Raw genomic sequence first — 23,977 nt, 5'->3', positions numbered from 1 at the left:
AATGAAGATTGAAAAAATTGAACGCATCGCCTGTCGCTTGCCCCTCAAACAACCCTTTGTGACAAGTTACGGACAATTAACAGAAAAAGCCTTTGATCTTTATTTGGTGACGGCAGAGGATGGAATGGTTGGCATCGGTGAATTGGTCGCTTTTGAGCAGCCAGATTACATTGAAGAAACCCTCTTTTCTGCTCGACAAGTGATTGAAACAGCACTGATCCCATTATTGATTGACCAGGAGATCGAGCATCCGCAAGAAGTTTGGCAATTGTTTCAAACGGTCCAAGGAAACTACATGGCAAAATCGGCTTTGGAAACAGCAATTTGGGATCTATATGGCAAGCAAACGCATCAAAGTGTGAAAGAGCTGTATACCGCAACCCGACCGAGTGTCGCTGTTGGCGTTAGTATCGGCATACAAGACTCTGTCGAAAAACTAATGGCTCTTGTTGCCGCTTATGTCGCCCAAGGGTATCAACGAATCAAGTTAAAAATCAAGCCGGGGCAAGATGTGGCACCCTTGCGAGCGATTCGACAAGCCTTTCCAGAATTGCTTTTGATGGCAGATGCGAACGGGGCCTATCAAAGTGAGCCTGAACGCATTTTGGCATTGGATGACTTAGGCTTGGTGATGATCGAGCAACCCCTTAAGGTACGAGATCTGGTGGGGCACAGTCAGCTACAGCGACAGATGAAGACGCCTCTATGTTTGGATGAAGATATTCGAACGGCAGAAGACGTCGATACAGTCGCAGCACTGGACAGCTGCCGTGCGATCAACCTGAAAATCCCTCGTGTCGGTGGGATCACCGAAGCTTTGCGGATCCTTGATCGATGTCAAACCCATGGACTGCTTGTTTGGTTAGGCGGCATGTTTGAGTCTGGTGTAGGACGAGCCATGAATTTGCAATTTGCGAGTCAAGATATTTTCCATTTTCCCGGGGACCTTTCCGCTTCTGACCGTTACTTTTATGATGATGTCATTACACAGCCTGCAACTTTGCATGAAGGCAAGCTGCTGGTACCTGATGGAAAGGGCTTTGGTATCACATTAGCTGAAACAAAGCTAAGTCAATATGGGCAATCTAAAGAACGTATCTACTCAAGAAAACGGTCAGCGAAAGAATAACCGCAGCGAAAGAAAACACAGCGAAAGCAAAAGAAACGGCGAGCAGGGAAATCTGCTGGCCGTTTCTTTTGTTTTAGTCTGCGTTTTTGAATTCTTTTTCAATTTGTAGTCGTTGAACTTTCATGGTTGCTGTTCGTGGGATATCTTCGTAGTCGCGTAAAATTGGCTGATTGAGGTGAGGGAGATCTTCCACCATTTTCCACCAAGCATCCCAATCCATTTCACGATTTGGCGCTAAAGCAATGATTGGTTGTGGTGAGTTTTCTTTGTCGCGAACAATCACAACTTCGGCAAGGAAGTCTAAATGATCTAGCAAAAGGTCTTCCAAGGCAAGATTGCTTTCAATATTTTTGATCAAGTCCACTTGACGGTCTTTTAAGTAAAGATGGCCCTGATCATCCATCATGCCGTAGTCACCACTGTCCCACCAAGCGCCATAGACATTGTCAGCAAAACGCTGATCTTCTTTATAATAGGTCAACGCGCGTCCTTTTGAAAGGAAATGGATGTGCCCATCGGTATTGGCTGGCAGCTCGTTGCCCTCTGCATCGGCGATCCGTGCTCTCGTTAAGTCCTCGAGACCCACACCCATATCACGGGCATCGTTGGTAGCGATGCTTTCTAAGGTATGTGCTTTTAGGATCATTGGCCCGCATTCACTTTGACCATAGACTTGCAAAAAGATTGCTTCTTTTGTTGCTGAAGTATTTAAAAAAGTGGCCATTGTTTGGTTGTTGATGGCATCAAAGGTTGAATGGTAATAGCGAATATTGGCGAAAGCATCTGGTTGTTCTTTTGCTACAAAGCTCCATTGGACAAAATTGTTTGGATGAGTTTCCAAAGCGATTGGTGGGTATTCTTTTAGCATGCTTACGACATGAGCGCCGTTGGCATTGGCTAATGGCATCATCGGAAAGCCCATCGCCATCAAGGATGAGATGCCAATATTGAAGCGGGAGTGCACCGGTGAGATATGGAACGCAATTAAATCAGAGTCTGCTTTGGTGCGATCAATCTTGGTGAAGATCGTTTTTTGCCATTTTGTCCGCCAGCCCATGGAGTTTGCCGAATGACAAATCAATTTTGGAATACCCGTTGTTCCAGAAGTGTGGGTCATATAAGAAATTTGATCCACCGGTAACTCAGTTTGGGCCACTGGTTCCGCTGGTTGTTGCAGCAGATGACGAACAGCAATCTGTTTGTCAGTACTGCTATTTTTCACTTGTGCGACGCGGCCTTCGGTTTCTTCATCAAATAAGATGAATGGATCTTCTAAGCGATCCACAAACACTTCGATGGTTTCAGCAGGAAAATGATAGGAGATCATGGCAGGAACGGCACCAAGGTAAGAAGCAGCCGTTGCTAATAAATAGGTATCGAATTTTGAAGATTTGTAAAGAATGATTTTATCGCCGGCTTGCACGCCTAGTGCAGCAAGTTGGTACGCACGTTTTAAAATCATTTCATGGCTCGAACGGTAGGTACTACGATAGCCAAGTTCAGGAAATGCTGGCAGCACTTCATCGTGGATGATGGTTGTGTCAGGAAATGCCTCGGCAGCTTCGCGGTAATTGGTGTAAAGATTTAATGGACGATAGTCTAAAATGGTCAAATAGAACACTCCTTTAAAAGTTCGTGAAAAACTTCATTTGATTTCTCCATTTTAGCACAGGAATTTCTCGATACAATAGATTTTCAGTGTTTTTTATTTATTTCTAAAAAATCCTTCCCTCAAAGACTTTCGAAGAATGAATGACTGTGATGTGTTATCATTCATTCCTCGTACTAAGCGGAAAAAGCGCATAATCAACGGGTGTATTTTACTACAAAATCTTCGATTGGGAGCCGGAAATCCGGATAGCGTGCTTCTAATTCTGCACGACTCCAATTCCACCAAGCGATTTCTTTTAAAGCAGTGATCGTTTCTGGATCAAAGCGGTATTTGATCACTTTTGCTGGAACCCCGCCGACGATCGCATAAGGCGGCACATCTTTGGTTACGACTGCGTTTGAGGCGATCACGGCACCATCACCGACGGTCAAACCAGATTGGATCACGGCACCGTGGCCGATCCAGACATCATTGCCAATGACGGTCGTTTTTGCTTTGCGTTTTTCTAAGAAGGACTCGTCCTTTGGCGCAAATCCATAGCCTTCGCCATTATAGGCAAAAAGATGCTGACTAGGGCGTTCATAGGGATGATTGGTGGGGCCGATGCGGACCATCGCTGCGATACTGATAAAACGTCCTAATTGACTGTTCTGAATAAAGCAATATTGCCCCGTATAGGTATAATTGCCGATGGAAGAATGATCAATGTGATTGGCTTCGCCAATTTCGACATAGTCTCCTAAAGTTGTGTCTTGAAGCTGCGAGTCTTTGCCGACGATCGGCTGTTTATCTGGAAAATTTGTGATCGATAGGTGCATAGTAATCATCCTCTCTTGCGTATTGCTATCATTTTACCGCACTTTTTTGTACTATTTGACTAATACGCACTAAAGACAAAAGGAGGTCTGCGTTATGGAGACGATTTATCAGTTAGATAAGATGACCGAAACGATAGGTAAGCGAGCAATCAAAAAAGGATACACGTTAAAAAATCAAGCGGCCCCAGAGGCGCTGTTTGTACGCAGTTCAACGGTTCCTAACGAATTGATCACACCCAAATTAGCGGTGATCGCTCGCTCAGGAACAGGCACCAATACGATCGATTTGGCACGGTGTACTCAAAATGGCACAGTAGTCTTCAATAGTCCCGGTGTCAATGCCAATGCAGTCAAAGAATTGGTGCTCTCCAATTTGTTTCTCAGCGTTCGCCCCTTATTCAAAGCCATCCAGACGGTAGCCGATTTGCAAGAAGAGCTAACGTCAGGTCAAATTGAAGCAGAAGATGTGTTGAAGGTAGCTGAAGAACGGCGAAAAGAAGTGATCGGCGAAGAATTAGCTGGAAAAACCATCGGTATTTTAGGCTTAGGAGAGATCGGTGAACGGGTGGCAAAAGCCTGTCACCAGTTAGGAATGGAAGTCCTCGGCTATGCCCGTACGAAAAAAGCGGCCCACGATTACGAACAAGTCAGTGACTTGCACGTACTGTTGGCCGAATCAGATTTTGTGGTGGTTTTGCTTCCTTTGAGTCAAGAGACCCACGGCTTGCTGAATCGACGAACGATTCAGCAGATGAAAAAAAATGCAGTGCTGATGAATTTTGGTCGTGGGGAGATCGTGGAAGAAACAGCCGTCTTAGAAGCATTAGCCAAAAATCAGCTCAAACAATACATCACTGATTTTCCTAGTGCGGGCTTGATCGGCCAACCGAAAGTATTGTGCTATCCGCATATTGGCGGTAGTACTACCAATGCCTTGGAAAAAGGGGATCACGTAGTTTTTGATCGCATGCATGCCTATTTGCGCGCTGGGACGATTCAAGAATCGGTCAACTTTCCTCATGCAGAGTTGCCTTTTTTGGCACCGTATCGCTTGGCGCTGTTTTATCACGACAAGCCTGGTGCTTTTGCCCCATTATTGCGGATCATTTCTGAAGCAGGTGTAGATATCGATAATTTGACAAGTGAAAGAAAAGCCGGAGTCGCCTATACCTTGATCGATCTTGATGAGACAAATGAAACGCTGCTGCAAGATCTGCAAAAACAGATGCAGCAGGCAGGGGCAATCATTCGTGTACGTTTGATCAAAAATCCGCGAATCAGTGAATAGTTGCCACCAACAATGTTTCTTGTTATGATGAAAAAAAAGTAAAGGAAGTTCATCATGACGAATAAGTTTCAAGATAAAAAGAAGGTCGCTTTGCCTCGTTATCAGCAGATTGCCGTGGCGATCGCGGAACGAATCGTTGAAAATCGCTACCAAGTTGGGCAAAAGATCCATGCACGCTCAACGTTAGCCAGCAATTTCAATGTCTCTCCTGAAACAGCCCGTAAAGCGATCAATGTATTAGTTGATTTAGAAATCATGGATGTCCGTCATGGCAGCGGCGCCTATATTGCTTCAAAGGAAAAAGCACAGGCCTTTGTGGAACAATACCAAGATGTGCAGTCGATCCAAGAAATCAGACAAGACATTTTAGACAGTGTGGAGCGGCAGCAGCAAGAGCTGGATAATTTTTCTGACTTGTTGAACACGTTAGTGCAGCAGACCAAAAAGGTACACCACATGAGTCCGTTTGTGCCCTTTGAACTTCAGTTGACGGAACAAGCGCAGCATTTGGAAAAAAGTATCAATGAATTGAATATTTGGCAAGCCACAGGGGCGACGATCATCGCAATCCAAACAACCGAAGAATTGTTGTTGTCACCAGGACCTTATGCGAAATTTAGTGCAGGCAATACGATTTATTTTGTCGGAAATGAACTGGCGTTGCAGCGCATGACCAATTTCTTCTATCCAACGGACCATTCAGCGTAATTCTTTTTCCTGATTCCCATGCTTTTTTTGCAAAAGAAAAAGCATTGGGAAATTTTTTTTGACAAAGTGACCACATCTTGTTAAGATAGTATGGTCACTTTCGTGAAATTTTTCAGAAAAAGGAGTATTAATCATTTGAGTAAAGTTAAAGTGGAACACTTAACCAAAATCTTCGGTAAGAAAAAGCAGCAAGCTCTTGCCATGGTCAAAGAACAACGTAGCAAAAACGAGATTTTAGAAAAAACGGGTGCCACCGTCGGGGTCTATGATGTGAACTTCGAAGTCAACGAAGGCGAGATTTTCGTCATCATGGGCCTTTCTGGAAGCGGGAAGTCAACATTGATTCGCCTCTTGAATCGATTGATCGAGCCGTCTGGCGGAGATATTTACATAGATGGCGTGGATGTTGCTAAAATGAGTAAAGAAGAACTGCGAGAAGTTCGCCGTCACAAAATCAACATGGTTTTCCAAAGCTTTGGCCTTTTCCCTCATCGGACGATTTTAGAGAACACAGAATACGGACTAGAAGTCCGTGGGGTCTCGAAAGAAGAACGAACAGCGAAAGCGGAAAAAGCGTTAGAAAACTCAGGGTTGCTTTCATTTAAAGACCAATATCCTGACCAGCTGTCTGGAGGGATGCAACAGCGTGTGGGACTTGCCCGTGCGTTAGCCAATGATCCAGAGATCCTCTTGATGGACGAAGCCTTTTCAGCACTCGATCCGCTGATTCGCCGTGAAATGCAAGATGAACTTTTAGAACTACAAGCCAATGTTCAAAAAACGATCATCTTTATCACCCATGATTTGAACGAGGCCTTGCGGATCGGTGACCGGATCGCTTTAATGAAAGATGGTCAGATCATGCAGATCGGTACAGGAGAAGATATTTTGACGAATCCTGCCAACCAATACGTGCGTGATTTCGTGGAAGATGTCGATCGTTCCAAAGTCTTGACTGCGCAAAACATCATGGTTCCAGCATTGACGACGAACATCGAGATCGATGGACCAAGCGTAGCATTGAACCGGATGCGGAAAGAAGAAGTCAGCATGTTGTTAGCCGTTGACAAACGTCGTCACCTAAAAGGAAGTTTGACAGCCGAGTCTGCTCGTGAGGCACGGAAAAACAATCTGAACTTGAAGGAAGTTATTGATAAAAATGTTAAAAAGATTGATAAAGATATGCTGGTAACGGATATCTTCAATTTGATCTATGATTCGCCTACACCTTTAGCTGTGGTAGAAAATGATCGTTTGATCGGAGTCGTGATCCGCGGAAGCGTGATTGAAGCGTTGGCTGAGACCGATTCAGCCGCTCAAGCAGAGGAAGGGGTAGTGACAAATGGATAATTTCTTACACCATACGATTCCGGTAGCTGATTGGGTCGAAAACTTTACTGATTGGCTAACAGGAACTTTCAGTGGATTGTTTTCAGCCTTACAGTCTTTCGGACAATTTATCATGGACGCTATTACAAATGTATTATTGTTTGTACCACCGTTGTTAATGATCGTCTTATTGACGGCTGCTGCCTTTTTCGTTTCACGCAAAAAATTCGGCTTGCCAGCCTTTACTTTTGTTGGGTTGCTGTTCATCTATAATCAAGGGTTATGGACAGACTTGATGAACACCGTGACGTTGGTCTTGTTGTCAAGTTTGGTTTCGATCATCATTGGGATTCCACTAGGGATCTTAATGGCGAAAAGCGAAAAAGCGCAAAGCATCGTGACGCCAATCTTAGACTTTATGCAAACGATGCCTGGTTTCGTTTATTTGATTCCTGCGGTTGCTTTCTTTGGGATCGGCATGGTTCCTGGGGTCTTCGCCTCAGTGATCTTTGCTCTACCACCAACCGTTCGGATGACGAACTTAGGGATTCGCCAAATTTCTCGTGAATTGGTAGAAGCCTCTGATTCCTTCGGTGGGACTGGCTGGCAAAAACTGATCAAATTAGAATTGCCACTAGCCAAAAGTACTATTTTGGCTGGGGTCAACCAAACGACGATGCTGGCATTATCAATGGTCGTGATCGCGTCAATGATCGGTGCTCCTGGGTTAGGGCGCGGCGTCTTATCCGCCTTACAACGAGCACAAGTCGGTAACGGATTTGTCAGTGGGGTATCCTTAGTTATTTTGGCGATCATTATGGATCGCTTTACCCAGAATTTGAACCGTTCGGCACATCAAAAAGCAGCGAGCAAGACGAGTCGCAAACAAAAACGTCTTTTTGGCGGGATTGCTGCAGCGGCAGTCGTTGCTTTGATTGGAGCATCGTTTGCTTTTGGAAATGTTTCTAACAGCAAAGGCACGGTGAACTTGGCGTATGTCGAATGGGATACGGAAGTTGCATCTACCCATGTGGTGGCAGAAGTCTTGTCGCAAATGGGCTACGAAGTCAATACGACGCCATTGGATAATGCCATCATGTGGGAATCGGTGGCAAAAGGGGAAGTTGACGGGATGGTTGCTGCTTGGCTGCCATCTACGCATCAATCCCAGTATGAACAGTACCAAGACCAAGTCGAGAACTTGGGTCCTAACTTAGAAGGGGCAAAACTGGGGATCGTTGTACCAAGCTATATGGATGTAGATTCCATCGCAGACCTTTCTGACGAATCTGGCAAAACCATCACTGGTATCGAACCAGGCGCTGGGGTCGTGAATGCAGCGGAAAATACGGTTGCGACGTATGACAACCTTTCAGATTGGAATGTCGCTACCTCTTCTTCAGGAGCGATGACAGTGGCATTGGGCCAAGCCATCAAGAACCAAGATGAGATCGTTATTACTGGTTGGTCTCCACATTGGATGTTTGCGAAATATGATCTGAAATATCTGGATGATCCTGAAGGAACAATGGGTGAAGCAGAAAGCATCAATACTGTTGTACGCCAAGGATTAGCAGATGACATGCCAGAAGTCTACGAAGTACTTGATCGTTTCAACTGGACACAAGAAGACATGGAAGAAGTCATGTTAGCAATCAATGACGGAACGTCAGCCGAAGATGCAGCCAAAGATTGGGTAGCCAATCACCCAGAAGAAGTTGCTGCTTGGACGAACTAATGTCTAAAAAAGAACGACCGCAGATTAAAGCGGTCGTTCTTTTTTTGTTTAAAATACTTAGGTTCGTAACGAAAGACGAGGGGATGATTTTTGCAAAAGACGGAGCTTTTGTGCAAGTTAAGCAAAACGATGAAAAATCGGCTGCATCTGTTCAAACGTACAGAGTTCAGTAAATCCTAATGATCGTAAAAGATCTTGTCCCTCTTTGATTTGAAACCCGAGCTGCTCTGGTTTATGACTATCGCTGCCGATGGTTAGCACGCTTCCCCCCAAGTCACGATAAAGCTTGAGGATCTCGATCGATGGCGTATACCCATTGATTCCGTAACGGTGGGAAGAGGTATTCAGTTCAATGCCTTTGCCATCTTTGATCACGACTTTCAAGATCTCTGCGATTTGTTCTTTCGTTTGTTTAAAAGCGTCCTTCTCTTTATCTAAATAACGACGAATCAAATCCATATGGGCTAAGACGGAATACTCTTTATATGTCGTGACTAGTTGATACATTTCATCATAATAGCGCTCGTAGCATTCCTGTTGGCTGCGTCCTTTTTGAAATTCTCCGGTCCAAAATTCTTGATCGTCTACCTGATGAACGGAAAGTAAAATGAAATCAAAGGGATGCGAACGATAAAGACGGGTAAATTGTGGGATCGTGTGCATTTGCATCCCAAATTCCAGCCCAGTTTTTAGCTTGATTTGGTCACTGTATGTTTCCTTTAAGCGTGCCAGTTCGTTAAAATACAAGTCGTAGTAGACATTTTTTACGACTTTATTGGCTCCGACGAGGTATGTATCCGTCGCTTGCCAGTCTTCTTTGACCCCATAATCAACATGATCGGTAAAGCAGATTTCTGCTAAGCCTAGTTTAATGGCGTCTTTGACTACATCTTCCATCAAATACCAAGAATCATCGCTGTAATCACTATGAACGTGATAGTCTGTAAAAATCATGGCGTCTCCTTTTGTTTCGTTATTTTTGCTGCTTCTGCCAGTCTGCTCGTTTTTGATGATAGAGCTGGGCGGCAGTCTCCCAATGTTCTTTGTCAGCCGGCTGAATCTCACGGATCACACGGGCTGGATTGCCGCCGACGATCGTATTCGGCGGCACATCTTTTGTGACGACGGATCCAGCAGCGACGATGGCATGTTTGCCGATCGTGACACCTGGTAAAATCGTACTATTGCCCCCGATCCAAACGTAATCTTCGACGGTGATCGGTAGGCCAAATTCCAAATCTTGACTGCGGACCACAGAATCGATTGGATGACTGGCGGTATAGAAGCTGACCCGTGGTCCCACCATCACATGATCACCAATCAGAATCTTATTGACATCTAAAAAAATGCAATCCATATTGGCATAAAAGTGATCACCAATCTCAACATGGCGACCATAATCAACATAAAGGGGTGGTTGGACAAAGCAATGCTGCCCAAATTTGCCAAAGAGTGCTTTTTCTTTGGCGATGATTCGTTCTCGGTCATCGACTGGTAAGTGGTTGATTTCCTGGGCACGTTTTTTTCCCTCCGCTGAACCATTCTCAGGGAGAATGCCAGCAGCTTGATACAATTGACCAGCCAACATCGCTTGATAATCAAAGTCTTCTTTCATTGCAAAATCCTTTCTAAGACGGTAAATCGTCGGTGGTTAATTCAATCAAATTGCCTTCGGGGTCTTGGACAACTGCTTCATAATAGCCATCGCCTGTTGTACGAGGACCATTTAAAAGAGGGTAGCCATCTTCAACAAACCGTTGAGCGTATCGATCGACGTCAGCTTGATCACCAACTGCTATCGCAAGGTGAGTGTAGCCTAAGCTTTCACTGACACGAGGGCTTAAAAATTTCTTGGTCGTTAATTCTAACCGACTTCCAGAATCAAAGGTCAAAAAATAGGACTGAAAGCCTGTTTTCGGATTATGGTATTTTGGGTTGCTGACCGCCTGAAAGTAGGTTTCATAAAATGTCCTCATTTTTTCCAAATCATTGACATATAGTGCGATGTGTTCAATTTTCATTATCGACAACTCCTTTAATAAGCAACATGCGTCGTTCTTTCTTCGTTCCTTTTTGAACTTAGTAAACTTTGTTTAATAAGTTGCTTCTATTATACCTTTGTTAACAAAATTAATAAAGGTATATTCCCAGCTTTTTATCTGTTAAAATAGGAGCGTTGAGGGGGAGAAAAATGAAAGCTTATCAGCCAACGACCATTAAATTACATAATCAGGCAGTTTTGCTGAATTTGCTAAAACAGCAGCAAGCGCCTATGACCAAGCGCCAACTGGCAGATGCCTCTCAATTAAGCGTGGTAACGATCAACAAGTTGCTTCCTGAATTGATTGAAAAGCAACTACTTTTGACGACGGATCAACCGCAACGAACGGGGGGACGTCAAGCTGCGGCTTACCAGTACAATGCACAACGGACACTGTTGTTGATCATTCAGTTTATCGAAGAAGATCAGCAGATCGTGATTCGTTTTTCAGTTGTTGATCTCGTGGGGAACATTTTGCATCATGAGCAGTCAGCAGAGGGCCGATTGCCGCAGTTCTTGCAAGTGATTCGTCAGATAAAACAGAAATACCCGAAAATCGGCTTGGCAGTCGTGGGGATTCCGGGTGTGGAAATTGCTGGAAGACTGAAGATCATGGATGCTCCGGCATTTAAGGACATGGCGTTAGGAGAATTGATTGAAAAAGAGATCGCTGTAAAAGCGCTTATTGAGAATGACGTGAATGCTGCGGTATTTCATTTCAAAGAAGAGAAAAAAATCGTGGCTGGCATTTATTTTCCGAAAAATTATCCGCCAGGTGCGGGACTAGTCATCGACCAACAGCTCTTTAAAGGAGCCAACCATTTAAGTGGCGAAATCAAGCATTTGCCGCATCTCTACACGGCTTCTTACCCGTTGGCAACAGAGGCGATCCCAGAACAAGTGACTGCCACTCTCCAAGCGATCGTGGCAGTGACGGACCCGCATCAAGTCATTTTGTTTTTGCCCTCTGAATGGCAGGCGCTCGTGTCGCGCTCCTTTTTGGAAAAGCAGCTGGCAGCAGTGTTTCAGTATGGCGTCTTGCCAAAATTACACTTTTCCGATCGGTTTTCAGAAAATTATTTGGCTGGTTTAATCACGATGGGAATCGAAGCAGCTGGCTTAGGGCTTTGATTCGCAGCATTCACTTGGTACTTAGGACAAAAACTGCCACCGCTTCCTTTATCAGAAGTAGTGGCAGTTTTTTTGAAAATACGAGAACTCACAGCTTAGCGAGTTTCTGTGCTTTTTCGGTATTCGCAAAATGCAGTTTGGCATATTTGCTCAATAGTGCTATGCCACCTTGTTGTAGTAATTTTGCGGCAACTTGGTCAGCAGCTGTGTGGGCGCCAGAAGGCAAACGCATACCGATTTCTTTGGAGGCTGCCTCTAATTCATCCAAAAAGACTGTACGGCATAAAATAGAGGCTGCCGCTACTGCTAGATGATATTGTTCACCCTTCGTCGCAAAATAGAGCTTTTCGGTGACCGCTGCTTGTTCCGACTTTAAATAGGTGCGATAATTTTTTTCGCTCGTGAACTGATCGATCAAAATGGCATCTGGTGTCTCAGGAGCAATTTTTTGCAAAAGCAAACGAATGGCTTGATTATGCAAAGCAACTTTCATTCGGACCGTGTTGTATTTTGGTTGGATCTCGTTGTATTTGCTGGGCGTGACAGTGAGCAATTGGTAAGGAACCAATTCTTTGATTTTCGGCGCCATCTTACGGATCTCTGGATCTGTCAGCATTTTTGAGTCCTTGACACCTAAGGCTTTCAGCTGTGGTAATTGCTCTTTTTTGGCATAGACGGCACAGACCACCATAGGACCGAAATAACTGCCGTTGCCGACCTCGTCACTGCCGACGACGCTTTTTTCGCTAAATCCTGCTGGCAACGCAGTGGTTGAAACAGGCGCTTTTTTCTTATCCGGTACAGCACTAGCCGTGTCGCCCCATAAGGAAGCTTCTTTTTCAGCAGTCGCTCCTTGAAACATGACTTTTCCAGACGTATAAGCAGTGATCGTCGTTGGCCCTTTTTTGGCGACAAACACTGTATAAGGAACTTTCTTCGCCAGCAATTCTCGTTGATAAAATTGCTGCATTTTTTGGATAGTTGAAGTTGGTACTTTGATAACGATCGTACTCATTTGATTCCTCCTGATTTTTTGTCTTTTTTTAGGTAGACAAAAGGATACTTTAAGATTTTACCATACTTCTTATTCTTTTTTACTAAGACGATCAGCAAACAAACGATTGGCATGGAAATTCATAAGAAAATCACGTATAATAGTTAAGAGTTTGCGACACATGTTCAATAAGTGATAGAATAGAGCAGAATGTAAGCAATGGGAGGAAATATTCCTATGACGGAGCAAAAGAAACGCTATAAAGCAGTTATCGCGAATCAAAGTTACACGATTATTGGACGCGAAAGCAAAGAACACATGGATATGGTGACAAGATTGGTCAATGACCAACTGCTTGAGATCATGCAATTGTCGCCACAAACCGATCAAGAACAAGCGTCGATCTTATTAGCGATCAACGCTGTTTCCGACCAGCTGAAAAAACAAGAACAGCTGTTGGTCCTACAAAAAAAAGTGGACGAATTGCGGGGACAAGCCATTAAAGCAACGGAGCTTGAGAATCGTATCAAGCGGATCGAAGCGATCGAATCCGAAGCACGGAAAGTTCTCGATGAGACAGGTCGCAGTGATGTGGAGATCCATAATCATGTGGAAGCACAACAGATCTTAAATGAACAAAGGAAACGAAAAATTCAAGAAAAGACAGCCCATGGGTAGTGCGGCGTAGAAAGGATTCCTAAATGATTGGATTATTTGTCTTGGTTTTGTTGTTGGCAGCCTTTTATGGCGGCGCGCGGCGCGGAACCAGTTTACAATTGGTCTCAGTTTTGGGCTATTTGATCTCTTTTTTCTTTGCAGTTGCGAATTACCAAGAAATTGCGAAAAAAATTGAGCTCTATGTTCCTTATATGTCAGTAACGGCGGATTCAAAGTTAAAATACTACGATATGGAACTGGCTTTAGATTTAGACAAAGCCTATTATGCGGCCATCGCTTTTGTGATGGTACTCTTTGCTGGTTGGCTGATCACCAAACTATTAGTGATTTTTGCAGACAGTTTGCGTTACAAACGCCTACGTTTTTTAGGCGGCTATGACTGGGCAGTTGCGGGTGTTTTGAATGTCATCTTGATGTATATCAATTTGTATATGTTTTTCATGATTCTCTCAATGATCCCGTTTGCCACGATTCAAAATCTGTTTGAAACGAGCGGAACTGCGAATTTCATCGTTGATCGGTCACCGATTCTCTCAGATTACTTCTATCGATTGTGGATCACAGATGTGATTGGGTAAAAAGCAGGCAGATGGTTGCAGAGCCATTCTGCCTTTTTCTTAGGAACAAAAAGTTAAAACAAAGCAGGTGAGAAAAGAATGAATACTAAGATCCTTGATGTTTTAGGATTTGAACAAGTAAAGAGTCAAATCGGTCAGTATATCGTAACAGCCCAAGGAAAAGAAGCCTTAGCAAAGCTTGTGCCATCAAGTGATGAGCAAGTCATTTCCTCTTGGCTAGCAGAAACAGAAGACGCGATCAAGATCCAGCGTTTAAGAGGCGGAATCCCTGTACCAAAAATTGAGAATATTCGTCCCCAAATGAAACGGATCGAAATCGGCGCAGATTTAAACGGCGTTGAATTGGCACAAGTTGCCCGCGTCTTATCAACCACGCAGGAATTGAAACGCTTTTTTGCTGATTTGTCTGAAAGTGAGATTGAATTTTCCCGCTTGTATCACTGGGAAGAACAGTTGGTGTCTTTGCCAACCTTGAATCGTCGCTTGAAAGAATCTATCGATGAGGATGGCCGAGTCACAGACGATGCCTCTCCAGCACTACGGGGAATTCGCCAATCGATCCGACGAGCAGAACGGACGATTCGCGAGACATTGGATGGCATCGTCCGAGGTGGCAATGCAAAGTATCTAAGTGATACGATCGTAACCATGCGAAATGAGCGTTATGTGATTCCAGTCAAACAAGAATACCGAGGTGTTTTTGGCGGCGTGGTTCACGACCAAAGTTCCTCTGGTCAAACCTTGTTTATCGAACCAAAACAAGTAGTGGAACAAAATAACCGTTTGCGTCAACATCAAATTGCGGAACGGGACGAAATCACTCGTATTTTAGCAGAATTATCAGCAGAGTTAGCCCCATACCAAAGAGAGATTCTCCATAATGCGTATGTGATCGGGATCATGGATTTCATGAATGCCAAGGCTCGCTTTGGGAAAGAGATGAAGGCGGTCGTACCAGCGATCAATCAAGATAACCATGTCTTTTTTAAACAAGCACGTCACCCATTGATCGATCAAGAAAAAGTCGTTCCTAACGATATTACGATTGGAAAAGACTATCAAGCTGTTGTCATTACTGGGCCGAATACCGGTGGGAAAACCATCACCTTAAAAACATTAGGGCTGTTGCAGATCATGGGCCAAGCCGGCTTACCAATTCTGGCAGAAGAAGAAAGCCAAATGGGGGTCTTCAATGAAATTTTTGCGGACATTGGTGATGAACAATCCATTGAGCAAAGCCTATCGACCTTTTCTTCACATATGACAACGATCGTTGATGTGTTGAAAAAAGTCGACGAAACAAGTCTGGTGCTTTTTGATGAACTAGGTGCTGGGACCGATCCTCAAGAAGGGGCGGCACTAGCGATTGCGATTTTGGACGAACTTGGGGCTAAGTCGGCTTATGTCATGGCGACGACCCATTATCCAGAATTGAAAGTTTATGGCTATAACCGATCCAATACGATCAACGCCTCTATGGAATTTGATGTTGATACCTTAAGTCCAACCTATCGCTTGTTGATCGGGGTTCCAGGACGAAGCAATGCGTTTGAGATTTCGAAAAGACTTGGCTTGCCAGATACCATCATTGACCAAGCCAAAGAGATCATGGATGGAGAAAGTCAAGATCTGAATGAAATGATCGCTGATTTGGAAAATCGACGCAAAATGACGGAAACGGAGTATCTGGAAGTTCGTCATCATGTAAAAGAAGCAGCCCGCTTGCACCAAGAATTGGAAGCAGCTTACAGTTATTTCTTTGAAGAACGCGAAAAAGAATTGGCAAAAGCCCGTCAAAAAGCCAATCAAATTGTAGAAGAGGCTAAAGAGGAATCAGAAAAAATCATTGCCGATATTCGTAAAATGCAGTTAGCTGGCGGTCAAACGAAGGTCAAAGAACACGAACTGATCGATGCGCGCACCAAGCTATCAGGACTGCAGCAAGAAGAACATCTGCAAAAAAACAAGGTTCTGCAAAAAGCCAAAGCAGCTAAGACGCTGAAAGAAGGAGACGAGGTACTCGTAACTTCTTATGGGCAGCGCGGGGTACTGTTGAAAAAAGCCGGTAAAAATCAGTGGCAAGTCCAAATCGGCATTCTGAAAATGAATTTGCCAGAAACAGATCTCCAACCAGCAGCGCCAGTGAAGGAGCCTACACAGCGTATCGTTAATACGATTCGTTCTGCTGACAGCAGTCCAGTGGTCAATCAGTTGGATTTACGCGGCAAGCGGTACGAAGAAGCCCTCAATGAAGTGGATCAGTATTTGGATGCAGCAATTTTGGCAGGTTATCCGCAGGTGACGATCGTTCACGGTAAAGGAACCGGCGCATTGCGTCAAGGGATCACTGACTACCTAAAAAAACATCGCTCGGTGAAAAGTTTTGAATTTGCCCCAGCAAATCAAGGAGGCAATGGAGCGACCATTGTGAAGTTTAACTAAACGTTAAGAACCCTTACCTTTTGTAAGCAGACGGTTTTAAAAAACTTCCGATACGTGGTATACTTTTTTTAGTTTTAAAAATGGAGGGGAAGTACGATGGCAAAAGAAATTACCGATAAAACTTTTTCAGAAGAAACCGATAAAGGCTTAGTCCTTATTGATTTTTGGGCAACTTGGTGTGGCCCTTGTCGTATGCAAGCACCGATCTTGGAACAATTAGCGAATGAATATGAGGAAGACGAATTGAAGATCGTGAAAATGGATGTGGATGAAAATCCTGAAACACCTGCTTCATTCGGAATCATGTCTATCCCAACTTTGTTGTTGAAAAAAGACGGACAAGTGGTTGATAAAGCAATTGGGGTTCATACAAAAGATCAATTGAAAGCTTTAGTTGCAGAACATATGTAATAGAAGAAATGTTTTTTAAGCAATAGCCGAAAGTGGCTATTGCTTTTTTTATTTTGGGGACGTTTTTTTCAAATTTTCTTTTAGGCAGTGGTATACTTAAAGTGGGGAGTGGCACTAAAAAATATCTCGTTCATATAGTAAGAAAGTGATACCAAAATAGGATTAAAGGGGGAATAAAAATGAAAAAGTTAAAACGCGGGTTATTTCAAGGCGTTGCGATTGTTGGGGTACTGATCGCACCCATTGTAGGAACGATCACACAAGTTTATGCAGCAAATGAAGGGGATTCGACAACAGCTTCTTTCGCTGCGCAAGAGACGACGTCAGAAAGTTTCTCAGAAGAAAGCGCAGCATCATCTCAAGAGGTCAGCACTGAGAGTGTAGAGTCAAGTACGGCAACAGAGTCCTCATCAACGTCTACCTCTTTATCAGAAACAACGTCAAGTACTAGCACGGCTACGACTGAGAGCAGTCAGACCGAGACCACACAAGATTCATCTACTCAATCGACGGAAGAATCTTCTGAAGAACCAGATGTTGCGAAAATCGATGTTAAGAAAGTAGAAGATAATGACCAATATGTAAAAATCAAGCCGATCGCCGCAACAGATCCAGAAACACAAAAAATCCTTTACCGATTAGAAAATGGTCAATTGATCGAACAAGGAACGATCGATGAATTAGCTGGCAAGGTATACCGTAGTGTCAAACAGTATCAAGGTACCGACAAGCAGACCTATCTTGAAATTCGCGACGATCAAAAGGTTGTCGGTGTCGTAGCAGAAGCAGCAGTGAAAGTTGCCAGCGGAACCTTCAAAACCGAGAAGAAATATGCAACCATCACAAGTGCGAAAGAATCGCTTTGGCAAGATGTGTTTTTAGATAAAAAAACGAGCACCTCTTCAAGCATTAATGGTCAAACCTTTGAAATCAAAGAAGTATTCACGACGAATAATAAAGTGACCTATTACGCATTGTATTCAAATAAAAATGTTCTTATCGGTTGGATAAAAGCCGCCGGTGTTAAGCTAGCGACTTCACCCGGCGGTGCATGGCAATCTGAATCAAAATATGCCACAATCATCAGCGGAAATTATACGCTATGGCAAAATTTTAATTGGACAGCGAAGAAAGGAACGACAGCCGCTTTAAATGGCAAAACAGTCAATGTTACTGGGAAATATCGTCACTTGAATGGGTCGACGTACTATTCCCTTTATACAAATAACAATAAATGGTTAGGCTATATCAATGCCTCGGGTGTTAAGTTAACGACGGATGCACAAGGCGCCTACCAATCCTACGGAAAATATGTGACATTGACCAAGAAAAATTACACGATTTGGGGAAATTTCCGTTGGTCGAGTAAGAAAAATACTACAACGAAATTAGCGGGAAAAACCTATCTTGCAAAAGGAAGATATAACCACGTCAATGGCGGTGTCTACTTGTCCCTTTATGATGCTAACGGAAAATGGATTGGCTACTTAAATGCCGATGCAGCAACGGTCGCCAACAATCAAGGTGGTACTTGGCAAAGCGAAAAACGCACAGTCCGCCTTAAAAGCAAGAATTATACCTTATGGCAAGATTTAGCTTTTACGAAGAAAAAAGGCAGTAGCGCAAATTACATGAATAAGAATATCCAAGTTACTGGGAAATATCAACATTTCAACGGCTCCACCTACTACTCACTCTATCTCAACAACAAATGGCTGGGCTACATCAATGCAAGTGGAGTGACCAATGCCCATACGATCACTTCTCAAAGCAACATTAGCCGCTATGTGGTCGTTAAGAATGGAGATGGCAATTTCTTTGAAAAAGCCGATCCAAATAGTACGAAACTTGGAAAAAAGAGTGCCTACAAAGGCTATATGGCACAAGCGACCAAACTAGCAAAAACAAGTGATGGCAATTACTTGTATCTCGTTTCGCCAGCTGGTCGAATCGGTTGGGTCAAGGAAAATCAAACCACAAATGTAAATAGCAATTTTTGGATGTATACTACAGGAGGGAAATATCCTTCATTAAACGTTCAAAACTTAAACATTGAAGTATCCATCAGCAAACAGCGGGTTTATATCAAATCAGGGAATAAAGTGATTTATACGATGCTTTGCTCGACCGGTGCCTTTAATACACCAACACCTTTAGGGAATTTCCGCATTCAAGCAGAAAAAGGCTTAGCTTTTTCAGGAGCCGCCTACTACCGCTCCTTTAAAGACCATGGGGTCTATTTATTCCATACGATTCCAACGAGTATCGCTTGGTCCACCAATGCTTTTAGTTCTGTTGAAGGACGAAAACTAGGTACCCGTGCTTCTCATGGCTGTATTCGTTTAGCAGTGCCGGATGCCAAATGGTTTTACTATAACATGCCTTATAATACACCTGTCAAAATTGCTAATTAATGATCAAAAGTCGTTTCCGTCAACGGAGACGGCTTTTATTTTCCAAAAAAAAGATTGACGCTGGCTATATCATTCGATAATATATCATTAAGTGATATAGGTGATGGATGGAGGAATCTAATGGATGAGGCATTGACAGATTCGACCTATTTGATTTTATTAGCGCTTTTAAAGCCAAAACATGGGTATCTCATCATGAAACAGATTGATGACCTAAGCCAAGGGACGTTTGAGATTGGTCCCGCAACGATGTATACGATTTTGAAAAAGCTTACGAAAAAGGGGTGGATTGATTTAGAAGAAAGCGTTGATCGAAAAAAAATCTATCAAATTACATTAGAAGGAAGACAAATTCTGGAAAAAGATATTCAGCGACGCAAATTATTTTATCAAATCGGAGAACAAGTCTTCGAAGCGTTAGGAGGGGATCAAGATGGGCATCAATAAGAAATATCTTCTTTCTCTTGGAGTCGCCTACTATCCAGAAAAGGAAATGGTTCGTCTGCAAAAACAAGCGTCACTAGGCTGGCATTTTGTGAAGATGAATCGTTTAGGTTTTTTGAAGTTTATCAAAGGAAAACCAGAAGCGACCAAATATGCAGTGGACTTTTTCGAAGGGGAACCATCTGAGATCGTTGACTACTTAGCGATGTACCAAGCTGGGGGCTGGACCTACATTAGCAATTATAAAGATCGGTATTTTTATTTTAAAGCGTCACTAGATACACCGGCGATTTTCAGTGATCAAGAAAGCTATCAAGAACGGATTGATAACGAGACACGTTATTTGATGAAAAAATCGATTCTGTTTTCGGTAATCAGTCTCGCAATACTAGCAGCAATATATTTTATTGCTAGTTATTTCAATATTCGTACAAATCCGTTTAAATCTTTCGGACTAGGAGTACTCACTGGTCTTGTGTTTATTCCGATTGGTATCGGGGTAACCACGATCATTATGAAATTCTTATATAAAAATCGAGCAAGTTATTACAATGAACCAGAGAAACTGGCGAAGCGACAACGGGTAATTCGTGACACAGTCATTTTGATGTTTGTCGGAGCAATCATTGGTGCCGTTATCGGCTTTTTCTTTAGTGATGTATTTTATTAGACAGGGAAGGTGAGCATGTGTTAGAAGCAAAACAATTAGTAAAAACATTTGGGGATTATACAGCAGTTGATCATTTATCCTTTACCATCAATGATGGACAGATCATGGGCTTAATTGGTCAAAACGGAGCAGGAAAAACAACGACATTCCGATTGATTTTGGATTTCTTGAAAGCCGATCAAGGAGAAGTATTATGGGATGGTCACAAAATTAGTGAAAAAGAATACAATATTATCGGCTATCTGCCAGAAGAACGCGGCTTGTTTCCAAAAGTCACGATTGAAGATCAATTGATCTACTTCGCGCGTTTACGAGGCAAAAAGAAAGAAGACATCGTACCTAAAATTGACTATTGGATGGACAAATTTAAAGTCAAGGGCAAGAAAACTGATAAAGTCAAATCTTTATCAAAAGGAAATCAGCAAAAAGTTCAGCTAATCTCAACATTGATCCATGAACCAAAATTAGTGATTTTAGATGAACCGTTTAGTGGCTTAGACCCAGTCAACGCGGAACTGTTGAAAAACGGGATCATTGAATTGAAAGAAAAAGGCTCTTGTGTCATTTTCTCCAGCCATAATATGGATAATGTAGAAAAAATCTGCGATCACTTGATTATGCTACGAGATGGTCAAACGGTCTTAAACGGAAAGGTCCATGAAATTCGTGAATCCTTTGGACGAACGAAAGTTTATTTAGAGTCTAATTTGACGAAAGAACAGCTTTTGGCAGTGTCAGGTGTCGAGCAAGTCATTGCTAGAGAAGACGGCAGCTATGATATTACGATCGCTGATCCTGCAGTAGGAAAAACCTTATTTGATTTAGCGACGGCGGATGGTTATATCCCTATGTTCAATCAACAACCGCCAACGTTAGAAGAAATCTTTAAGCGGAAGGCAGGAAAAAAAAATGAATAAGTTTTGGGTAATCGCATTAGATGTTTATAAGAAAAATATCAAATCAATTTCGTTTTTGATTATGATATTGGTTCCATTCATTGCAATGGGCGGGTTTTATCTAATTAGTTATTTTGCTGATGGTATGAGCAGTGTCGATAAAATTGCTGTTTATGCGAATGAACCGGCTATTGCGCAGACCTTTGTGGAGCAAAGTAGCGATGATTATGAATTTGAAGTTGTTGACAGCGAAGAACAAGGACAACAACAATTGGCAGACAAAGATGCTGATGCCTTGCTAGTTATTACTTCTTCAGGGGATACGCTGCAAGGGGAATTATTAAGCGAGTCTTCGATGGGGCAAGCTTTAGAGCTGACGATCCAACAATTATTGACGGGCCTGCAGTCATCCTATAGAGCTAGCGGGCTTGGTTTGACGGCTGAGCAAGTGGCAGTTCTTAGTGAAGTTGCACCGCTTGACCGGCAAAAAGTTTCCTTCAGTGAAGATGGCGAAATGACCTATGGAGAAGATAATACCGCGATGCAAGCAGCGGTTAGTACCATCGCAACAATCGTTCTCTTTTTCTTTATCATCACTTACGCACAAATCATTGCGCAAGAAATTGCTTCTGAAAAAGGCACACGCATTATGGAAGTCATTTTGTCTAGTACGCGAGCACAAACCCATTACTACGCCAAATTGACTGGGGTAATCATGGTTGCAGCAACCCAGCTAGTTGCGTATGTTGCGATTTTTGGCGGGAGTTATTTCTGGATCAAGGACAACTCGATGGTAAAAGACTTGTTGGCAAGTTTTTCGTCAGATGGCATTTTTGGTCCTTTCCTCGTGTTTGCGATCGTTTTCGTCTTCTTAGGAATCTTGATCTATTCTGTCTTGTCAGCCCTTTGCGGGTCGTTAGTGAATAAAGCAGAAGATACGGCGAAAGCCATTATTCCAGTGACGTATCTTTCATTGGGCGGGTATATGCTAGGAATCGTACTAGGCGGTATGGATCCGCATAACGTTGTTTTACGAGTAACCTCTTATATCCCATTCTTGTCCTCGTATATTATGCCAGTACGGCTTGCTAATGATACAGTGGGGATTGGCGGAGCGTTGATTTCAGTAGGGATCCTTGCTGTTACTACGATCGTTCTGATGCTGGTTTCTGCAAAAATGTACAAATCAAATGTCTTGATCTATAACGACAATGGTATCTTGGCAACGTTGAAACAATCACTAGTGTTAATGAAAAACGAGAAATAAGCAAAACGCCCGATTTTTTTCGTAATCGGGCGTTTTTTATTGGCTAGAATCTAGAAAACAAGGTGCAAGCTTTTAGAATTCCTGCACAAAAAAGTCGAAGATCGATTGCTCAGAAGGCAACTTGTGAGCGGCTAGCTCAGGATGCCACTGAATACCTAAGATCGGTGCGCCATAGGCGGTGGATTCAATGGCTTCAACAACACCATCAGGAGCGGTGGCGGTCACGTTGAAATCATCTGCAACTGTTTTGACTGCTTGGTGATGAAAAGAATTGACGTGATAGGTTGTGCCTAAAAGAGCAGCCAAACGACTGTCTGCCTTGATTTCCACCCGATGTGTAGGGAATTGAAAGAACGTTGGCAATTGCACGTGTTTGATCGTTGGGTGATCGATCAAAGAGAGATCTTGGTACAAACTCCCACCAAATGCGACATTTAGTAACTGCATACCGCGGCAGATTCCAAGGATCGGTTTGTTTTGAGCCACTGCTTCTTTGATCAATGCCAATTCAAAGACATCACGATCAGGATGAATGCCTTGAATCAAAGGATGAGGATCTTCGCCATAATGGTCAGGGGAGACATCATGACCACCGGCTAACAAGAGTTTATCGATTTTGCTGATATAAGTTGCAGCATCTTCCACGACACCCATTGGTAATAATAGGGGAATGCCTTGGGCTTGTTGGATATGGGTGACAAAATTTTTGGGTGTATAGGACAACCAATGCTCTGCTTCTTCAATCATTGGTCGTTCATTAGCAGCGATGCCGATAATGGGTTTCATTTGATCAAACCTTTCTACTAGTAAATGAATCGAAATGGATCGAAAAAGAAAAAAGGACACGAGGTCCTTTTATCGATCACCTTCGCTTTATTTTTCGCGAATAACTTCGATTTTATAACCATCAGGATCTTTCACAAAATAGTAAGAAGGAGAAGTTCCTGGTAGTCCTTTCAGGTCAGTGACATCAAATCCGGCAGCTTGGTGCTTCTCATGAAGCGCTTCTAGATCATCGGTACTGATGGCGATGTGGCCATAGCCGTCGCCTAACTCATAGCCAGGATGGTCATAGTTATATGTCAACTCTAGCTCGTAGTCATCACCAGGCAATGTTAAGTAAACCAAAGTAAATTGATGTTCAGGAAAATCACGACGGCGAGATTCTTCAAAACCAAAGGCAGTTTGATAAAAATCTAGAGAAGCCGTTAAGTCTTTGACGCGGACACAAGTGTGAGCCATTTTCATGGGTAAATCATCCTTTCGATCTTGATAGTTGTATGATAACATATTTTCTCATTTTATAACGAATAAAAGACAACAGGGCGTTATTTCCAGCTTGTCCAGACTATTGGCATAGGGTAAAATGGAAAGAAAGTGTTGGTGGAG

The 23,977-nt window shown here is 43.1% G+C and carries 23 protein-coding genes; 15 read left to right on the top strand and 8 right to left on the bottom strand.

Annotation, left to right across the window (positions count from 1 at the left end; genetic code table 11):
• Nucleotide 1: 1 nt before the first annotated feature.
• Nucleotides 2-1,129 (top strand): o-succinylbenzoate synthase, encoded by a 1,128-nt coding sequence (gene menC, locus IGI84_RS12030; RefSeq protein WP_216682313.1) that lies wholly within the window; start codon nucleotides 2-4, stop codon nucleotides 1,127-1,129.
• A gap of 73 nt (nucleotides 1,130-1,202) precedes the next feature.
• Here menC and IGI84_RS12025 read toward each other — a convergent pair whose 3' ends face one another.
• Both IGI84_RS12025 and IGI84_RS12020 read right to left on the bottom strand, forming a co-directional pair.
• Entirely contained in the window at nucleotides 1,203-2,741 is a 1,539-nt protein-coding gene (locus IGI84_RS12025; RefSeq protein ID WP_140965981.1) for an AMP-binding protein, read from the bottom strand.
• 194 nt (nucleotides 2,742-2,935) lie between these two features.
• Nucleotides 2,936-3,559, bottom strand: a complete 624-nt coding sequence (locus IGI84_RS12020) for a DapH/DapD/GlmU-related protein (protein WP_142425568.1) — start codon at nucleotides 3,557-3,559, stop codon at nucleotides 2,936-2,938.
• A 94-nt stretch (nucleotides 3,560-3,653) separates the two neighbouring features.
• Between IGI84_RS12020 and IGI84_RS12015 the strand changes: the two genes are divergently transcribed.
• From IGI84_RS12015 to IGI84_RS12000, 4 genes are all read left to right on the top strand, one after another.
• Nucleotides 3,654-4,847, top strand: a complete 1,194-nt coding sequence (locus IGI84_RS12015; protein ID WP_140965983.1) for an NAD(P)-dependent oxidoreductase — start codon at nucleotides 3,654-3,656, stop codon at nucleotides 4,845-4,847.
• Between the two features lie 54 nt (nucleotides 4,848-4,901).
• Entirely contained in the window at nucleotides 4,902-5,555 is a 654-nt protein-coding gene (locus IGI84_RS12010; RefSeq protein ID WP_005234303.1) for a GntR family transcriptional regulator, read from the top strand.
• A gap of 135 nt (nucleotides 5,556-5,690) precedes the next feature.
• Nucleotides 5,691-6,905, top strand: coding sequence for a quaternary amine ABC transporter ATP-binding protein (locus IGI84_RS12005; protein WP_430600416.1), 1,215 nt, complete (start codon nucleotides 5,691-5,693; stop codon nucleotides 6,903-6,905).
• Complete coding sequence (locus IGI84_RS12000; RefSeq protein WP_430600415.1) at nucleotides 6,898-8,622, top strand: ABC transporter permease/substrate binding protein; 1,725 nt, start codon at nucleotides 6,898-6,900, stop codon at nucleotides 8,620-8,622. The genes IGI84_RS12005 and IGI84_RS12000 overlap by 8 nt, the downstream gene beginning before the upstream one ends.
• A gap of 117 nt (nucleotides 8,623-8,739) precedes the next feature.
• Here the strand turns inward: IGI84_RS12000 and IGI84_RS11995 are convergent, their stop codons facing one another.
• The 3 genes from IGI84_RS11995 to IGI84_RS11985 are packed head-to-tail and all read right to left on the bottom strand — an operon-like array spanning nucleotide 8,740 to nucleotide 10,643.
• The gene (locus tag IGI84_RS11995; RefSeq protein ID WP_194195081.1) at nucleotides 8,740-9,576 is read right to left on the bottom strand and encodes a histidinol-phosphatase HisJ family protein; all 837 of its coding nucleotides are present in this window, start codon (nucleotides 9,574-9,576) and stop codon (nucleotides 8,740-8,742) included.
• Between the two features lie 19 nt (nucleotides 9,577-9,595).
• Nucleotides 9,596-10,237, bottom strand: a complete 642-nt coding sequence (locus tag IGI84_RS11990; protein WP_081116352.1) for a sugar O-acetyltransferase — start codon at nucleotides 10,235-10,237, stop codon at nucleotides 9,596-9,598.
• Between the two features lie 13 nt (nucleotides 10,238-10,250).
• A complete protein-coding gene (locus tag IGI84_RS11985) occupies nucleotides 10,251-10,643 on the bottom strand; it encodes a VOC family protein (RefSeq protein WP_016619764.1) in 393 nt (130 codons plus the stop codon).
• Between the two features lie 170 nt (nucleotides 10,644-10,813).
• On the opposite strand from IGI84_RS11985, the gene IGI84_RS11980 reads away from it, so the two are divergent.
• The gene (locus tag IGI84_RS11980; protein ID WP_216697793.1) at nucleotides 10,814-11,794 is read left to right on the top strand and encodes an ROK family protein; all 981 of its coding nucleotides are present in this window, start codon (nucleotides 10,814-10,816) and stop codon (nucleotides 11,792-11,794) included.
• 88 nt (nucleotides 11,795-11,882) lie between these two features.
• Here the strand turns inward: IGI84_RS11980 and rnhC are convergent, their stop codons facing one another.
• Nucleotides 11,883-12,809 (bottom strand): ribonuclease HIII, encoded by a 927-nt coding sequence (rnhC, locus tag IGI84_RS11975; RefSeq protein WP_216682311.1) that lies wholly within the window; start codon nucleotides 12,807-12,809, stop codon nucleotides 11,883-11,885.
• A gap of 216 nt (nucleotides 12,810-13,025) precedes the next feature.
• Between rnhC and zapA the strand changes: the two genes are divergently transcribed.
• From zapA to IGI84_RS11930, 9 genes are all read left to right on the top strand, one after another.
• Nucleotides 13,026-13,466, top strand: coding sequence for a cell division protein ZapA (gene zapA, locus IGI84_RS11970; protein ID WP_005228634.1), 441 nt, complete (start codon nucleotides 13,026-13,028; stop codon nucleotides 13,464-13,466).
• A gap of 23 nt (nucleotides 13,467-13,489) precedes the next feature.
• Nucleotides 13,490-14,044: a CvpA family protein gene (locus IGI84_RS11965; protein WP_005234314.1), complete on the top strand. Its 555-nt coding sequence runs from the start codon at nucleotides 13,490-13,492 to the stop codon at nucleotides 14,042-14,044.
• Between the two features lie 78 nt (nucleotides 14,045-14,122).
• Nucleotides 14,123-16,486 carry an endonuclease MutS2 gene (locus tag IGI84_RS11960; protein ID WP_430600414.1) on the top strand — a complete coding sequence of 788 codons (2,364 nt, stop codon included), beginning with the start codon at nucleotides 14,123-14,125 and terminating at the stop codon, nucleotides 16,484-16,486.
• Nucleotides 16,487-16,582: 96 nt separating this feature from the next.
• On the top strand, nucleotides 16,583-16,897 hold the full coding sequence (gene trxA, locus IGI84_RS11955; protein ID WP_005228645.1) for a thioredoxin: 315 nt from the start codon (nucleotides 16,583-16,585) through the stop codon (nucleotides 16,895-16,897).
• A gap of 179 nt (nucleotides 16,898-17,076) precedes the next feature.
• Complete coding sequence (locus tag IGI84_RS11950) at nucleotides 17,077-19,311, top strand: L,D-transpeptidase (RefSeq protein WP_216682310.1); 2,235 nt, start codon at nucleotides 17,077-17,079, stop codon at nucleotides 19,309-19,311.
• A 120-nt stretch (nucleotides 19,312-19,431) separates the two neighbouring features.
• Nucleotides 19,432-19,758 carry a PadR family transcriptional regulator gene (locus IGI84_RS11945; RefSeq protein ID WP_077451805.1) on the top strand — a complete coding sequence of 109 codons (327 nt, stop codon included), beginning with the start codon at nucleotides 19,432-19,434 and terminating at the stop codon, nucleotides 19,756-19,758.
• The gene (locus IGI84_RS11940; RefSeq protein WP_140965993.1) at nucleotides 19,745-20,425 is read left to right on the top strand and encodes a DUF2812 domain-containing protein; all 681 of its coding nucleotides are present in this window, start codon (nucleotides 19,745-19,747) and stop codon (nucleotides 20,423-20,425) included. Before IGI84_RS11945 ends, IGI84_RS11940 begins: the two co-directional genes overlap by 14 nt.
• 17 nt (nucleotides 20,426-20,442) lie before the next feature.
• Entirely contained in the window at nucleotides 20,443-21,342 is a 900-nt protein-coding gene (locus tag IGI84_RS11935; RefSeq protein WP_086291903.1) for an ABC transporter ATP-binding protein, read from the top strand.
• Complete coding sequence (locus IGI84_RS11930; protein WP_220426383.1) at nucleotides 21,335-22,588, top strand: ABC transporter permease; 1,254 nt, start codon at nucleotides 21,335-21,337, stop codon at nucleotides 22,586-22,588. Before IGI84_RS11935 ends, IGI84_RS11930 begins: the two co-directional genes overlap by 8 nt.
• A gap of 72 nt (nucleotides 22,589-22,660) precedes the next feature.
• On the opposite strand, the gene IGI84_RS11925 is transcribed toward IGI84_RS11930, so the two are convergent.
• Both IGI84_RS11925 and gloA read right to left on the bottom strand, forming a co-directional pair.
• The gene (locus tag IGI84_RS11925; protein ID WP_081117498.1) at nucleotides 22,661-23,374 is read right to left on the bottom strand and encodes a gamma-glutamyl-gamma-aminobutyrate hydrolase family protein; all 714 of its coding nucleotides are present in this window, start codon (nucleotides 23,372-23,374) and stop codon (nucleotides 22,661-22,663) included.
• An 87-nt stretch (nucleotides 23,375-23,461) separates the two neighbouring features.
• A complete protein-coding gene (gene gloA, locus IGI84_RS11920) occupies nucleotides 23,462-23,836 on the bottom strand; it encodes a lactoylglutathione lyase (protein ID WP_005234340.1) in 375 nt (124 codons plus the stop codon).
• Nucleotides 23,837-23,977: the final 141 nt, after the last annotated feature.

It is taken from the genome of Enterococcus sp. DIV0008 (assembly GCF_050542615.1).
Classification (GTDB): domain Bacteria; phylum Bacillota; class Bacilli; order Lactobacillales; family Enterococcaceae; genus Enterococcus_D; species Enterococcus_D innesii.
The sequence above is the reverse complement of the archived record's forward strand: the minus strand, read 5'-3'. Positions and strand labels throughout refer to the sequence as shown.

Bases quoted from the DNA above. Each gene is read 5' to 3' on its own strand.
- IGI84_RS11985 (WP_016619764.1), bottom strand. From the start codon at position 10,643: ATGAAAATTGAACACATCGCACTATATGTCAATGATTTGGAAAAAATG.
- IGI84_RS11950 (WP_216682310.1), top strand. From the start codon at position 17,077: ATGAAAAAGTTAAAACGCGGGTTATTTCAAGGCGTTGCGATTGTTGGG.
- IGI84_RS11990 (WP_081116352.1), bottom strand. From the start codon at position 10,237: ATGAAAGAAGACTTTGATTATCAAGCGATGTTGGCTGGTCAATTGTAT.
- IGI84_RS11965 (WP_005234314.1), top strand. From the start codon at position 13,490: ATGATTGGATTATTTGTCTTGGTTTTGTTGTTGGCAGCCTTTTATGGC.
- IGI84_RS11925 (WP_081117498.1), bottom strand. From the start codon at position 23,374: ATGAAACCCATTATCGGCATCGCTGCTAATGAACGACCAATGATTGAA.
- zapA (WP_005228634.1), top strand. From the start codon at position 13,026: ATGACGGAGCAAAAGAAACGCTATAAAGCAGTTATCGCGAATCAAAGT.
- IGI84_RS12015 (WP_140965983.1), top strand. From the start codon at position 3,654: ATGGAGACGATTTATCAGTTAGATAAGATGACCGAAACGATAGGTAAG.
- IGI84_RS11940 (WP_140965993.1), top strand. From the start codon at position 19,745: ATGGGCATCAATAAGAAATATCTTCTTTCTCTTGGAGTCGCCTACTAT.
- gloA (WP_005234340.1), bottom strand. From the start codon at position 23,836: ATGAAAATGGCTCACACTTGTGTCCGCGTCAAAGACTTAACGGCTTCT.
- IGI84_RS12000 (WP_430600415.1), top strand. From the start codon at position 6,898: ATGGATAATTTCTTACACCATACGATTCCGGTAGCTGATTGGGTCGAA.
- rnhC (WP_216682311.1), bottom strand. From the start codon at position 12,809: ATGAGTACGATCGTTATCAAAGTACCAACTTCAACTATCCAAAAAATG.
- IGI84_RS11980 (WP_216697793.1), top strand. From the start codon at position 10,814: ATGAAAGCTTATCAGCCAACGACCATTAAATTACATAATCAGGCAGTT.
- IGI84_RS11960 (WP_430600414.1), top strand. From the start codon at position 14,123: ATGAATACTAAGATCCTTGATGTTTTAGGATTTGAACAAGTAAAGAGT.
- IGI84_RS12010 (WP_005234303.1), top strand. From the start codon at position 4,902: ATGACGAATAAGTTTCAAGATAAAAAGAAGGTCGCTTTGCCTCGTTAT.
- IGI84_RS11930 (WP_220426383.1), top strand. From the start codon at position 21,335: ATGAATAAGTTTTGGGTAATCGCATTAGATGTTTATAAGAAAAATATC.
- IGI84_RS11945 (WP_077451805.1), top strand. From the start codon at position 19,432: ATGGATGAGGCATTGACAGATTCGACCTATTTGATTTTATTAGCGCTT.
- menC (WP_216682313.1), top strand. From the start codon at position 2: ATGAAGATTGAAAAAATTGAACGCATCGCCTGTCGCTTGCCCCTCAAA.
- IGI84_RS11995 (WP_194195081.1), bottom strand. From the start codon at position 9,576: ATGATTTTTACAGACTATCACGTTCATAGTGATTACAGCGATGATTCT.
- trxA (WP_005228645.1), top strand. From the start codon at position 16,583: ATGGCAAAAGAAATTACCGATAAAACTTTTTCAGAAGAAACCGATAAA.
- IGI84_RS12020 (WP_142425568.1), bottom strand. From the start codon at position 3,559: ATGCACCTATCGATCACAAATTTTCCAGATAAACAGCCGATCGTCGGC.